Source organism: Paraburkholderia sp. RL18-085-BIA-A, from assembly GCF_046027075.1.
In the GTDB taxonomy this organism is placed as follows: Bacteria; Pseudomonadota; Gammaproteobacteria; order Burkholderiales; family Burkholderiaceae; genus Paraburkholderia.
This window is the reverse complement of record NZ_JARESU010000179.1, coordinates 1-13,955: the sequence shown is the minus strand read 5'-3', so window position 1 is coordinate 13,955 and position 13,955 is coordinate 1. Positions and strand designations below refer to the sequence as shown.

Annotated in this window: 6 protein-coding genes and 5 pseudogenes; 4 read left to right on the top strand and 7 right to left on the bottom strand. The window is 61.1% G+C overall.

The window, feature by feature from the left end:
- Nucleotides 1-382: 382 nt before the first annotated feature.
- Nucleotides 383-1,672 (bottom strand): tyrosinase family protein, encoded by a 1,290-nt coding sequence (locus P0D89_RS46580; protein ID WP_408368960.1) that lies wholly within the window; start codon nucleotides 1,670-1,672, stop codon nucleotides 383-385.
- Between the two features lie 1,151 nt (nucleotides 1,673-2,823).
- On the opposite strand from P0D89_RS46580, the pseudogene P0D89_RS46575 reads away from it, so the two are divergent.
- Nucleotides 2,824-3,906, top strand: a pseudogene (locus tag P0D89_RS46575) (O-antigen ligase family protein); the annotation flags it as partial.
- Between the two features lie 159 nt (nucleotides 3,907-4,065).
- A complete protein-coding gene (locus P0D89_RS46570; protein WP_408368964.1) occupies nucleotides 4,066-5,313 on the top strand; it encodes a glycosyltransferase family 9 protein in 1,248 nt (415 codons plus the stop codon).
- Nucleotides 5,314-5,562: 249 nt separating this feature from the next.
- Here the strand turns inward: P0D89_RS46570 and P0D89_RS46565 are convergent.
- The 3 pseudogenes from P0D89_RS46565 to P0D89_RS46555 all read right to left on the bottom strand — a co-directional run.
- A pseudogene (locus P0D89_RS46565) lies at nucleotides 5,563-6,069 on the bottom strand (glycosyltransferase family 9 protein); the annotation flags it as partial.
- A gap of 27 nt (nucleotides 6,070-6,096) precedes the next feature.
- Nucleotides 6,097-6,366 (bottom strand): annotated as a pseudogene (locus tag P0D89_RS46560) (ISKra4-like element ISBugl3 family transposase); the annotation flags it as partial.
- Between the two features lie 9 nt (nucleotides 6,367-6,375).
- Nucleotides 6,376-7,050: pseudogene (locus tag P0D89_RS46555) on the bottom strand (Tn3 family transposase); the annotation flags it as partial.
- Nucleotides 7,051-7,388: 338 nt separating this feature from the next.
- Between P0D89_RS46555 and P0D89_RS46550 the strand changes: the two are divergent.
- Nucleotides 7,389-8,255, top strand: a complete 867-nt coding sequence (locus tag P0D89_RS46550) for an SDR family NAD(P)-dependent oxidoreductase (RefSeq protein ID WP_408368958.1) — start codon at nucleotides 7,389-7,391, stop codon at nucleotides 8,253-8,255.
- A gap of 25 nt (nucleotides 8,256-8,280) precedes the next feature.
- Here the strand turns inward: P0D89_RS46550 and P0D89_RS46545 are convergent, their stop codons facing one another.
- The 3 genes and pseudogenes from P0D89_RS46545 to P0D89_RS46535 all read right to left on the bottom strand — a co-directional run bounded on the left by P0D89_RS46545 (nucleotide 8,281) and on the right by P0D89_RS46535 (nucleotide 12,135).
- Nucleotides 8,281-9,369 carry an SDR family oxidoreductase gene (locus P0D89_RS46545; protein ID WP_408368956.1) on the bottom strand — a complete coding sequence of 363 codons (1,089 nt, stop codon included), beginning with the start codon at nucleotides 9,367-9,369 and terminating at the stop codon, nucleotides 8,281-8,283.
- Nucleotides 9,370-10,052: 683 nt separating this feature from the next.
- A pseudogene (locus P0D89_RS46540) lies at nucleotides 10,053-11,068 on the bottom strand (IS110 family RNA-guided transposase).
- 257 nt (nucleotides 11,069-11,325) lie between these two features.
- Nucleotides 11,326-12,135: a glucose 1-dehydrogenase gene (locus P0D89_RS46535; RefSeq protein WP_408368962.1), complete on the bottom strand. Its 810-nt coding sequence runs from the start codon at nucleotides 12,133-12,135 to the stop codon at nucleotides 11,326-11,328.
- Between the two features lie 403 nt (nucleotides 12,136-12,538).
- On the opposite strand from P0D89_RS46535, the gene ydiK reads away from it, so the two are divergent.
- On the top strand, nucleotides 12,539-13,690 hold the full coding sequence (ydiK, locus tag P0D89_RS46530) for an AI-2E family transporter YdiK (protein WP_408368954.1): 1,152 nt from the start codon (nucleotides 12,539-12,541) through the stop codon (nucleotides 13,688-13,690).
- Nucleotides 13,691-13,955 lie beyond the last annotated feature (265 nt).

The window sequence follows — 13,955 nt, the reverse complement described above, 5'->3', positions numbered from 1 at the left end:
CGGTGTAACGGTAAATCGCGCGTTCGCTTGCGGGACCCTGAACTGCCCTTCTCGCCGTCGTCACGGCACCGTCTGCTTTCGCAGGTTCCGGTCCAATGTCGATCTGTTTTGTACATTGCGCCTTTGTTCTCCTGCCGATCGTTATCATCGACTATGCGCTCGATGTCCTGAGCCGCGAATTCGCGAGCGCTGCGGGTCGTCCCAAAGACATCATTCCGCCGCCCATGCCGCCTGCTGATGTCGATTCCGAAGACGAGCGCTTCTCCAACCGCGAACTGACGATCGCGCCAGTCGCCGCGAGACTTCGAGTGCTTGCCGCGCTTCGAGACTTTTTAACCTGCGTCGCTGTTCTCTGCCTATCGTGGCCGCGTAGATCGATCTACTATGGCGCATCCGTGCCTAGCTCGATGCGTATCTCCTGGATAGCCACCGCATCGCCACTCGGCGAGCCGGGAGCATTGATACGCACGAACGAAACCACGATCTGCAGCAGTTTGGTGGCACCTTGCTGAGCCAGCAGATCGGTCACGTCGTAGTCAATCATTTTCATGCCGTGATGTGCGGCGGTCGAAATCTGGAAAGCGCCCAGCGTGCCGACGAAGTGCTGACCCTTTACGGCATCCACGTCGCCGGTGGCGGGCAAATTGAGATACACATTGTAGAAGAACCCCCCGGCTTTGGCCGCCTGAGCAAGTGCCACGCCATCGAGAACGAGCTTCACATACTGAAAGGACCGCGCGCCCGGGGCCGCGGCCTGTGAACCCGCCGGTGCTGCTGCTGACGAATCGCTTAGACCCACTGCAGGCGAAGTCGCGAGCACATCCTGCAGCCTTGTCGCGCTGGCTGCCTGAAGCGGAATGACCGCGCTCACGGAGCCAACCCCCAACGACGGGCCCCTGACGCCGCCCAATGACTCACGCATAGAGGACACGCTGCGCGGTGGGGTCGTCGCCAATGTGGCGACTGGCGGGCGCGCCTGAATCGGCATGGTCTGTGCTTGCACACGAATCACCTTCCCTTTCTGCGCCTGTTGCGGCAATTTAGTCGGCATCGTGTCGTCGGCATAGTCATAGGCCAGCCCCGTCGTTGTGCGTGTTTTCGACTTCGCCATTGTCAGACCGCTTGCATATGTGAAGCTGCCGTTCCAGTAACTATTGCCCGACGCAGGTACCTTGCTCGTCGATCGCCGCGACCACGCGTTCCACAAGCGGTCGATATTGCAGTGATGCAAATAGAAAATCGGATCTATGGGGGCCGTCGAGATGTTGGCCATATAGCCACCCAGTATGTCGTGTACAGGATTGTGCGGCGCGTTCTCCAGCATGGGTTCGAATGCGTTGCTCAGGCCGCGCTGAAAGTTGTTTACGCCTGATCCGAATGGACTCAGATCGAGCGCCTGATAAACGTTTGTGTTCACTCGGGAAACGTAGAGCGGATTGCCAGTGGCAGCATCCGAAAAATCGGACGGAATGACCGGATACGTGTAGTAGTCCCAGTACGGAAGAACCAGGCCGGGACGGTTGGATACGATCCTCAACTGCTGCTCGAAATAATACATATAGCCGCGGTGCCACGTCAAAAAGTACGGGACACTGTGGGGACAATGATTGAGGTGAACGTTGACCCAGTACTGCCAGGAAGTGGGCTGACTGGAATTGGTGTTGCCTTTCATCGAGCGAACCGCGTCCAGAAACGGTATAAAGTCTCCCGACGTCTTGAACGTTTGCCACTCGAGCCTGATGCTAGGGGGCGTCGCTCCGATGCTTAGCTTGGGGAGTGATGCGAGTGCGATTGCCGACGCGGTTCCCTTGACGAACGCGCGCCGCGTGAATGGAGCGGAAACCATAACTATTCCCCTGACGATGAGAGGAAAGAGCAGGCTGTCTTCGGGTCCGGCGTATTGTCGTTACCTTAAACGACGGACTGGCTGCCTGACGTGCCGTTAAGAAGTATGGTTTACCTCTCAAAAGTTTCAACCTGACTTCTGACGCCGATTCTGAATGCGCCTTCATTTTGTCCGATATTCATTTGGCATCTGCAAATATTGTGGATTACGGTACTTTTGCTACGCGTGAACAAGACTGTGAATGGCGCTGTCGTGGACTGCACGGATGTCAGTGGCCGCTTCGCAGGCATTGCATCGGAACCTTGGTTGTGAAAAGACACGGCTCATCGACACAGAGAGTTCTTTATCCGACGACTCTTCGTGCGAATGGACCGGTCACTCGGCTGACTCAGTTTCCGCCTGGGTGAACGGCCGCACTTGGCCGAGGGTGTGTCAAAACACAAAAGTTGCAGGTTTTGAGGGGTCACTTTACCCTTCCCGACGCGCCACCAAGCCGTTGTAGGCCCTTTTCGAAAGCCGACTTTTTGAACGAGAGGCGTGAGCCTGAGTTTTGACACCCCCTCGGCCGGTCTGAGCCGCTCAGCCAGCCTAAGCAAAACAGTTGTCACGCTCAACACCCTACGAGAAAATATTGACGCTAATGGTCCCGGGCGGGACGCAGTGACCGGAATCCACCGCGCCGCGTCTTCGCATCCTCACGCCACACGTCTACCGCGCCTGGCTTCTACACGTAAATACGGGCGACATATCCTATTTCACCGAATTGGCGCGCAATTACCATTAGCGGCAAGGTCAAAAGCAGGATCCAACCTCGCCGGCCGAGTTCGACGCGATTCGGAACACTCTTTCATCACCCACGCTCCCGCCTGGCTTGAGCGTACAGCCGTCATTCATCGGCGAGGCTTTCCTGAGAGTGGCCTGCTTCCACGGGTGCGGCCCACAGATTCAACATTAGTCGGTGCCGTGATTGCTGGCGGATGTGGGGCGTTGCCACTTTGCATGGCACAATTGTCCCGGGTTGCTGCTTCTCGCTAGACTTACGATCCGACGTCATGCGTACCAACCAACTATCAGGCGGTGTCGCCACCGTGGCTGTCGCGTTGTCGCCAGCTCTAATGCTGTTGATTAGAGGGGGCACTGGGTACTGCTTTTTCGTTATTTTCGCGCTTGCTCTGGCCTACCTTGGCGAAGCCGAGCATCGGTGTCGCGCGGCGGCGCTGTTTCGCGAGCACCGGCTCTTCGTCCTGGGTCTGATCGGCATGCCGGCCGTCGTGCTGTTCCAGATAGCGGTTTTTCGAAGCAGCACGTTCCCAGCGTTCGATCCATTCCTGCGGCTGGCTCTCGCCGTCCCGAGTTTTTTCTATCTGGGGTCGCTGGCGTCCCGGCAACTCCGCCTTGTGCAATGGGGATTTGTGGCGGGCGCGCTGGGCGCCGGCACGTGGGCCATTTACGCGCACTTTCATCCGGCCGTCTGGGTCTTTCCCGATCGCCTCGGCAATTCATTTACCAACCCGATCCCTTTCGGCAACACGGCATTGCTGCTCGGTTCCCTGTCGATTGTGTCGATTACGCGAGGCAGGCGCGTGCACGTAGCTGAGGTGGCGATCAAGATCGCGGCGTTTCTGCTTGGCGGATACGCGTCGTATTTGTCGGGCTCGCGCGGAGGCTGGATTGCGCTGCCGCTGCTCGTATGGACCACCGTCGGCGGGCGCCACTGGCTGGCCGACAGACGGGCACGCATGGCATTGGGCTGTGCGATCGTGGCGTTTTCCGTGGCACTCGCATCCACCAGCATTGTCCGTCAGCGGGTCGACGCGATCGTGTCCGACGTCAAGGCGATACAGCGAGGCGACATCGACACTTCGGTTGGCCTGCGCCTTGAGCTGTGGCGCGCGTCCGCACTCCTATACTCGCGCCATCCGGCGTTTGGCGTGGGACGTGGCCGTCTGGAGGAAGCGCTGAACGAGCTCGCCCAACGTGCCGAGGCGCCGCGATCGATCGTCAACGCGGGCGCACATAGCGAGTTCTTTTCGACGCTTTCCCAAATGGGAACTGTCGGTGTGGCCGCACTGCTGCTTCTGTACGTCGGGACCTTCACACCGTTCTGGCGGGACCGGCTCAGCGCGGACGGCGAAATCGCTACCGCATCGTATCTGGGACTCGCCGTGGTTGGCAGTACGATCATCTTCGGGTTGACGATCGACGCGTTGACGCTCGTGATGAGTGCAGCCTTTTTCGCGCTGAATGTAGCAACACTGCTTGCGTGGATCGAGGCGCGAAAGCGCGAAATCGGCGAATCGGACAACTCACGTGTGCTGAAGCTGGAACGGCCTCCGCAAACGATTCTCGTGGCCTGCCCGCGTCGCATAGGCGATGTGTTGCTGGTGACGCCGCTTGTCCGGTCGATGAAGACGCAATGGCCCGAGGCCAGGATCGACATGATCGTGTTTCGAGGCACAGAGGGGGTACTTGAGCACAACCCGGACCTGCACCGCGTCATTACTTGCGCCCGGCGCGCCCCGCTGCGTGAGCGAATTGCCGACGCTGCGCGGATCTGGCGGCGTTACGATCTTGCCTGCGCAGCCATCGACTCCGATCGCGCACTGTTTTATACGTGGTTTGCCGGCCGCAAGCGGATCGGGCTCGTCAATGCCGATCGCGTGACGTGGTTCGCCCGCGTCATGCTTCACCGTATCGCGCTCGACCGGCAACTGCAGGCACACGTGGTGTCGAGCACCCTCGAACTGGCGCCGCTGGTCGGCGTGACGCCGCGCGGGGAGGTGGTCGCACCGGGCATCGGTCCCGATCCCGAGCGCAGGGTCCGGTTCGAGGCGCGGTTCAATGCGCCGCCCGGCGCGACGCCGGGGCAGCCAATGGTCGTGCTGCACCTGTGCCCCATGTACAGTTATAAGCGATGGACCGTCGATGGCTGGGCGGCAACGATCCGCTGGCTGCGCGCGCAGGGCTTTGCCGTCGCGCTGAGCGGAGGACCGGCGCAGACCGAGTGCGAGTATGCCGGGCAGGTGGTCGCGGCGGCTGGCGAGCCGGTCCTGAACCTTGTCGGTGAGCTGACGCTCGGCGAAACGGCGGAAATGATCCGGCGTGCGAATCTCTTCATTGGTCCCGATACGAGTACCACACATGTTGCTGCCGCATGCGGGACGTCGACGATCGCGCTGTTCGGCCCGGCGGACCCAGTTCGGTGGGGGCCGTGGCCATGCAACTGGCAGGTGGGTGAGGAACCATGGGCTCGACGCGGCTCACGCCTGCGCGGCAACGTGTACCTGTTGCAGGGGGAGAGCGACTGCGTTCCGTGCCGTCAGGAAGGGTGCGGCCGGCATAAGGAAAGCACTAGCGATTGCCTGACCGGACTGCACGCAAGCCGCGTAATTGCCGTTGCCGCACAACTGCTTGGTATCCCGGCGCCGACACCGACACCGATCCAGATCGTCGACATCAGCCGATAGAGGCGCCACGTGGGCGTCGGGGTTCGGTAGGCCACACATTGCGCAAGGAACGCCGCCAGCTCAGCAGCACGCGCATGCACATCACCAACGCAAACACGATCATCTATCTAACCGTGCCTTGGCTCTTCGGCTCAACAGTTCAACACGGGCTGCTTGACGCTGTCTACACGGCCGGACGTAATCATTGTTGCCCCCACCGGAGCCGCAATTAGGACCATTAGACACGTCTCCGTTTATGCCTGTTCGCACTTACAGAATCGTATGCACGTAGTCGATCGCGTCGAGTGCGGCGCGGACCGGCGGCGCCGAACGGCCGTCACCGATCGAGATCGAACGGTAGGGCGATTCAATGCCGCAATGCGACGGCGACGTCGCCACGAAGATCATCACAGTGCGCTTCTGCAACGCGTGTGCAAGATGGACGAAGCCGGTATCGGTGCCGACTACCAGCGCGCATGCGTCGATCATCCGCGCGATTTCGGTCACGCTCATCTTCGGCAGCACGCTCGAGCCGGGCACCTGCGCGGCGATCTGCTCCGCTTCGGCGCGTTCGCCGGCCGAACCCCGCGGCGACGCCACGCGAAAGCCGCGCCCGGCCAATTCGCGGCCGACCGCCACCCAATGATTCAACGGCCACTTCTTGTCGTCTTTGGAGGTAGCGTGAAAGAACGCCGCGACCGGCGCGCTCCCGGACTCGAACGGCTCGCGCACCGGTTCGGGCAGACGCAGGTTGTACATGGGCGGCCCTTCGACCTCGTCGGATGAAAAATGGGGGAGGGGCGCTCATTGTCGTGCGACCTCTGGAGATCTAAAGTGAGGGAACCGCTTGGCAAAATACGTCTCCAGCCGCCCGTCGAGTAGTTCTACTCGCGTTTGCAAAAGGTAGTGAGCGCCTTTCATCGACCAGCGCATCTGTTGACGTTTCGTGAGCCGTCGATTTATCAAGTGATTCATGACCGATTCAGCCGACGCCGACGATACGCGACGACCGGTCATACGTGCCTGTTGATAGTCGATAAGATCGCTGCGATTGTTCACGAGGAAAGTCAATAATCCAGCGTTGTGAACGGCTTCTCCGCGATTCAACACGTGTTGTATCTCCGATCGGAACGCGACGTTGGTGAAGTAGTCGATCAGAAAAATGGTTCTGAAAAGACGGCCGATGTGAACACCCCTTTCATACACAGCCTGACTTCTGGCCGATGAGCCGAAGCGGGTGAGGGCGTCGACAGCCGTGCATTTTCCTGAACGTATGGAGGCGGCGATTCTTACGAACTCATCCCAGACGTCGGCGATCGACTGGAGCTTCACATCGCAGTCAGTGATCGCCGCAAACTGTGGCGGCACTTCATAGCTTCGGGGGACGTGAAGGCGCCTGTCGCGGAGATGGGCCAGACGCGGGCAAAGATCCAAGCCCAATACCCGGGCCAGGCCCATTGCGAAGTCGGTGTAGCCGTGCGTGTTCATGGCGATCTGCGCAATGTCTTTCGTCGTATTCTGACGGACGACGCCTTCGATCGCAGCACCGGCCTGCCGCTCATTCAACACGATTGGCTGGTCATAGAAGATTCCCCAACGATCAAGCACGTGCGTGTACATCCCTATCGATGCCGTACGCCGCCGTGGATCGGCTCGCGCTTGCCCGACCGTGCGCGACGTTTCGAGCGACATCATGTCAGAAGAGGCGAGATCGGCACGACCCCAATGCGCCGCAATGGGATGCTCGCGCATGTACTCGATTTGGAAGTGACTAGCGATGTTTATTACATCAAGGACGAAAATAAATCGGCAACAAATCGATCAAACATGTGGTCGGGGCGAACTATCGTCTATCCAGGGCTATGTCGTTGTCTGCGCAAGTGGGCTATGTCGACAACCGCGCAAGATGAATCAGTGGATCGAGTATGGGCAGCCTGGCGCACCGGGCACCAATACGAGGGCGGCGATGTTCGGCATCAGAAAGCGGCTCTGTCGGCTGCCGCCAGGCCCCTGAGGCTGCTTTTGGGCAATCGAACTCCTATGATGTCGAAGGTGCAAGCCGCTCTTTTGCGGACACAATCAGCAGGGGGCATTCCATGATTCGACCTGAGCAGCGGGTATCGGTTGTGACGGGCGCGACCGGCGGGATCGGCCGCTGGATCGCGCTCGGCCTCGCGCAGGCCGATCATCATGTGGTGCTGGTGTGCCGGGACGCTGAGAAAGGGCACATGCTTTCCGCCTGGATCAGGGAGCACGCGCCCGCTGCGAGTACGGAACTGAGGCTCGCCGATCTGAGTTCGCTGCGCGCAGCACGACATCTCGGCGAGGAGATCGCCGCCGCCCACCCAAGACTAGCCGTGCTCGTCAATAACGCCGGGATGTTCACGGCGCGGCGCACGACAACCGTGGAAGGCCACGACATCGTGATCGCGGTCAACCATCTCGCACCGCTCGTTCTAACTGATGCGCTCGAAGGCGCGCTGCGGGCGGGACGTCGTTCGCGAATCGTGAACGTGGGTTCGTCGACCTCGGACCGCGCGCGCATCGATCCCGACAATCTCGAACTCGTGCGGCATTGGGGTATGGTGCGCGCCTATGGCCGTTCCAAACTGGCGATGATGATGTCGACTTTCGTGCGGGCGCAACGACTGCGCGGCAGCGGCGTAGTGGCGAACGTCGTTCATCCGGGGATGGTGGCGACCGGTCTGGTCCGCGAACGCGGCGCAATCGGGTTCGCGTGGCGGCTCATGGGTCCGTTCCTGCGGAGCGGGCAACAGGGCGCCGACACGCCGCTACAGGTTGCCCTGGCGGCGGATTGGGAAGCGGTCAGCGGCGCCTATGTGAAAGACCGTGCGTCGGTTCGTCCGAACCGGCGAGCCCTGGACCCCGTGCTGCTGGATCAGGTTGAAGCCGCATCGAGGGCATTGGCGGCACGCAGCACCGTCGTGGACGCGCTGCCTTAACGGCTGGGCAGAAGACGCGCGCCGCTCAATCCAGCGCATGCTCCTGGACCGGTGTCTCATCCGCCGGAAGTCCGGGCGGCGGCTGCTTTCCCGGCTGCGGCGTCAGGCGGCCTGGCGCCCGCCAGCGTGCGAGCACACCAAGGATACGAATGTGCATGCTGCCGGTACGCGCCAGGGCGTCGAAGGCGCCGCGCGCCGGTGAAGCGGTTTCGGAGGCGGCGAACAAGGTGGGTGCGTGCCGCTCCTGCAGCGTCGCCTGGTCGGTCAGTTGCCCGCCATAACCGAGCTTGCGTATAGCTCGCGCGACAAGGCCCGGCATGAATCGAGCACTGATTGAAAACAGGATGGCCGTGGAGGTCACCGGCATTTCCGCGCGCCCGCTGATCAGCGCAAGGCGGATTGCCTCGGCGACGACTTCCGGCTGGTACACCGGCGACATCGGCCGCCCCAGTTGCCCCATGTGAGAGATCGCGTGATCGAAGAACGGCGTGTTCACCGCGGGCGGGAACACGCTGGTCAGGCGCACATGGCTGCGGTCCTGGGCTAGTTCCGCGCGAACCGACTGGCCGAAGCCGCGGACCGCATGCTTCGCGCCGCTGTAAGCGGACAGCAACGGCATGCCGTGAAACGCGACCGCGGAGCAGACGTTGACGATCGAGCCTCGATCGCGCGGCAGGAATCGCCGCAGCGCGACACGGGTGCCGTTGACCGTGCCCATGTAGGTGACCTCGGTGACGCGCTGGAACTCCTCGGCCGGGGTATCCAGGAAGCGCCCATAGGTGCCGTTGCCGGCGCAGTTGATCCACGCGTCGATGGGGCCGAGCGTCCGCTCGATGCGCGCGGCTGCCGCTTCCAGTGCGCCGAGATCGGCCACATCGGCCTGTTCCATGGCGGCCATCGCGCCGTGGCGGCTGACATCGTCGAATGTGGCCTGCAGGCCGGGCCGCCCGCGAGCAATCAGGCCGACCCGCCAGCCATGCTGGGCAAACAGGTTGGCCGTGCTGCGTCCGATGCCCGAAGACGCGCCGGTGATCACAATCACGGCCGTCCCGGCCTGTGGGTCTGGACAGGCATGGCGGCCTGATCGCATCAGGAATTCGGAGGGGCGAAGCATGCGTATCTCCCTGTCGGTCCTGCCTTTGGATGTCGGCTGACCCGCGCTTCGGCGATGGCGAAGGGGTGGGACGCGGCTGCCGTTGTGTCGAGATTTGCCAATCTCCGACTGAGCGTATTTCATGTCGGAAACTCGCGGTATTGGACTTTAGGCCCATGGACTCGCGTAGGTAGAGCTGGGCAAAGGCGCGAATCGGATCGCGCGGCTTATCCGCAGAAAATGTTCATATCCTTGTGGCAAGGTCCTGGTCAAGGACGCAAAGCGCTTGATCGCAGAGCGATTTCTTCATTGGTACAACGAACAAGCGCAGGCGGGCGGTGGGCGGCACGCTTGTCGATCTGGATCAGTTCGCCCGCACATGACCCCCGGCATCGGTCATCAGGACCTTCGTGCATCATGAACACGATCCGCATAACTTGACATAATTAATCTATGGTCCCTCCCATTTTTGCAACCCTGATTTTCGATGTCGTTGTTGGCTTGCGTAAATCTATTCGGTGTCGTCTTAAAGGATCACTCCTCGCGCCACGATGAGATTCGCGCCTGACGGTCCGAAAAAGTTGGCCGGCTTCAGAAGCCAATTAATTATTCAGGTTGTCCGTCAGGCCGATATGCCGTTTACGTCATCAAATTGCAGTCGTCGCAAAACCAGTTGGGTGATATGTCCGTGACTAGCTGATCAGTTAATGTGAAGGGTGCAATCCGTCCTGAAAGACGGTGTGGCGTGTGGCGATTGCCCACGCCATACGAGCCAGTTTGCCAGAGCGCAGGCAACGACATTTGAGTGCCGTCGGGTCAGCATGGAGCGAACCCAGTCAGCCAGTCGACCGGTACGCTTGTCGAGCCGCATCATGTAAGCACGGGCGAATATCACGAGCAGCCGCCTGATGCTTTTATCGCCGCGCCTGCTATGCCGAGAAGGTTGGTTCGCCCCCGGTACTGCATTGTCGCGGAACCAGTCCGACCGATGCGGCGAAGTCTCGACTGCTTCGGTACTGCTTGCCATCGCCATTTCGGTCGCTAGCACGCTTGCCGTGATCGGGCCAACGCCCGGAATGGCCAGCAGACGCTGACCAAGATCGTTAGCTGCGAGCTGGTGCGCAATTTCCCGGTCCGTTTCCCCGATCTACTCACTTAGGTATCTAAAGTGAGCGTGCGATCGTTCATGATTGCAATCAGGTTCGGTGGAAAAGAGTGCTCGGCGAGAATGGCCGGTAGACGTGTGATGGCGGATTTGCCCACAGGCAGGCTGTGGCCGAACTCGAGGAGAAACGCGTGAATCTGGTTGACAGTCTTGGTTCGATCACGCATCCGGGATTCGCGCACGCGATGAAGCGCAGAAAGGACCGGCTGTGACTCTGTCTTTGGTGTCACAAACCGCATGGCCGGCCGCGACGCCGCCTCGCAGATGGCTGCGGCGTCGACAAAGTCATTCTTGTTTGATTTTACAAACGGCCGGACGAATTGCGGCGAGATGAGTTTTACCTGATGTCCAAGGCTAACCAGCTTGCGCGCCATATGATGGGCTCCAGCACAAGCTTCTATCAGTACGGTGCAGGTGTGCAACGTGGCGAAGAAATCAATCAGTTGTTTGCGGTTGAGCTTCTTGCGTAGCAGGGGGTTTCCCCTCTTATCCTGTCCCATGCAGGTGAAAGGCATGCTTTCCCAAATCGACTCCAACGAGCGTCACGTCATCCATGATGGTCTCCAATCCAGAATTAGCACCGCGGGCCTAGCATACTCGCGGGCGGGAGGGACCATTCCATTAGTTACCACCCAAAAATTTGTAAGAGCAATATGAGAATGTCGTGTTTCAGCAAGATACAGATGCTGTGTTTTGCAGCTGATGCCATGCTCGGCGTTTCCGGTCTGATTGCGGGAGCCCGCCATGTGTGCAGCTGAACTGGTGACACTGAACATGCGCGAACTCGACCGTTTAAGGGGTTGCCGCAACGATCAACCTCCTGTTTCGAACCCGGGGTACAGCGTCATCCCTCCGTCGATGAAGAGCGTCGTGCCGACGATGTAGTCCGTGAAGTCCGACGCCAGCCAGACCGCGGCTCGGCCGATCTCCTCGATCTCGCCGATGCGCTTGTAGGGCACGAGCTTCATCAGTTCGGCATAGGCCTCGGGGGTGGACCATGCCGCGTGGTTGATCGGCGTTCGGATCGCGCCCGGCGCTATGGAATTGACGCGGATGCGCTTCTCGGCGACCTCCTGCGCCAGGCTCTTCATCAGCAGCATCAGCCCGCCTTTGGAGGCCGCGTAGTTCACGTGGCCGGCCCACGGAATCACCTCGTGGACCGAACTGGTGAAGATGATCTTGCCCGCCGCCACCGAGATTCCCGGCCGCATACCGCGGCGAAGGAACTCGCGCACTGCCTCGCGTGCGCAAAGAAAGGCGCCGCGCAGATTGACATTAATCACGGCGTCCCATTGCCCGACACTCATCTCGTGGAACGGCGCGTTGCGCTCCATGCCAGCGTTGCTGACAAGGATATCGATGGTGCCAAACTCGAGCACCGCCGCGGCGAACATGGCTTGCACTTGCGCCTCGTCGGCTACGTCGGCCAGTGCGGTGATAGCGCGCTGCCCACCGCTGCGAATCTCCTCGGCCACCGCTTCGGCGTCCGCCGGGTTCGCCACGTAATTGACTATCACGTTGGCGCCAGCCGTGCCGAGCGCCACAGCGATGGCGCGGCCGATGCCGGAATTGGCACCGGTAACCAGCGCGGTCTGGCCCTTGAGCAAGTCCAGCGATCTCATGACCGGGATCACAGGCTCCGGTAGGTTCCTGTTGGCGTAGTAACTCTGCATCGTGTGTTCCTCCGTTCAGTCGCCGAGCAGGCACGGTGTCATGCGGGCTTCGCAGCTGCGCCTACGCGCGAGCACCTAGACCAGTTCCACGTGCAGCGGGCTCAATGCTTTTTCAATAGTCATTCCCAAGGTAGCTTACCGTCGATTTCCGCGGAGTCCATGGGACTAAGGTCCAATGGCGGCGGTGCTTCGAAGGTTGTAGCCTGAGTAGGCGAGTCGTCGGGTCTGCTGTCTGCGCACCAGCCCAACGCAAGCGTGGCCGCTGCCCATTCATCAGACTTGTCGGCGGCGTGTACGACCGGACCGCACGCCCCCGCGCGGCTGCGGCTGGGTCACGTATCGGGAGAATGGCGTGAATTCGCGACCGCAGGCGGATATTGCTCGCATCCTGCTGATCATCGTGATTCTGTCGCTGCTGATGTTCGGCAGTCTTTATATCGTTCGTCCGTTTCTGCCGGCGCTGATCTGGGCGACGATGATCGTCGTCGCCACCTGGCCCGTGATGATCGGTATCGAAAAGCGCGTCGGTGGCCGCCGCTGGATCGCCGTCACCGTGATGCTGGTCGGGCTGCTAGTCGTGATCGTGCTGCCGCTGTACGGCGCGGTGCCGACGATTGCCGAGCACGGCGGCGACATTACCGACCAGGCCGAGGCACTGCAGAACTACACACTGCCTCGCCCGCCCCGCTGGCTGCATGAAGTGCCGCTTGCCGGCGAACGCTCCGCACGCGAGTGGCAGCGCTTGTCCGACGCAGGTCGCGGCGACATTCTTGCGCAAGTGCAGCCTTATGCAATCGTCGCCACGAAATGGCTGTTCTCGCCAGCGGGCGCGGTCGGCATGCTGGCGATTCACCTGGTGCTGACCGTGGTCATTGCCGGCATTCTCTATACACAGGGCGAGGCGGTAGCCAACCGCATGGTGCGCTTCGCGACGCGCATTGCTGCTGAACGCGGCGCGGCGGCAGTGCGCCTCAGTGCACTGTCGATCCGTGCGGTCGCACTCGGGATCGTCGTGACCGCGGCAGTGCAGGCGGCGCTCGGCGGGCTCGGCCTGTATGTCGCCGGCGTCCCGGGCGCGGGCGTGCTGACCGCGCTGATCCTGATCCTCTGTCTTGCACAGATCGGTCCGGCGCTTCCGCTGATCGGCGCGGTGGTCTGGCTGTTCTATCACGACGAGCACATCGCGACGATCGTACTGGCGGTCTGGACGCTGCTCATCATGATGCTCGACAAGGTGCTACGGCCGCTGCTGATCAAGCGAGGGGTGGACCTGTCGCTGCTGCTGATCCTGACGGGGGTGCTCGGCGGGGTGATCGCGTTCGGGATCGTCGGACTGTTCATCGGGCCGATGATACTCGCGGTGACCTTCACGCTGCTGCAGGCGCAGATCGACGAGGAGGCGCTGTCGGCGCCCATCGAGCCTGCGCTCATGAGCACCGGCGACCGGCTAGGTGGCGAGCCGCAGCATCACCACCAGTGTGCCGCGCACGGCCCCTCCGCGTGATATCGCGAGTGCGTCGGGCAACGCGCTTGACGTGAATGTGCCGGCGATGTCGTCGTTCACTGAGAAGTTATGGCTCTTTGTACCGTCAAGGCGTTTTTTAGGTATTGAAGGAAGCAAAACGTTCAGCACCACACATACCGATGTACCGGCGTTGCCTGATCGCGCGCGATGAGTGTGGGTGCGACGCGCCCGCCTGCGTTGCATCGAGCTGAGTTCATTCACCCGTCACGGAGAAAAGCATGGGTCCTGCAATCGCGGACGTAGC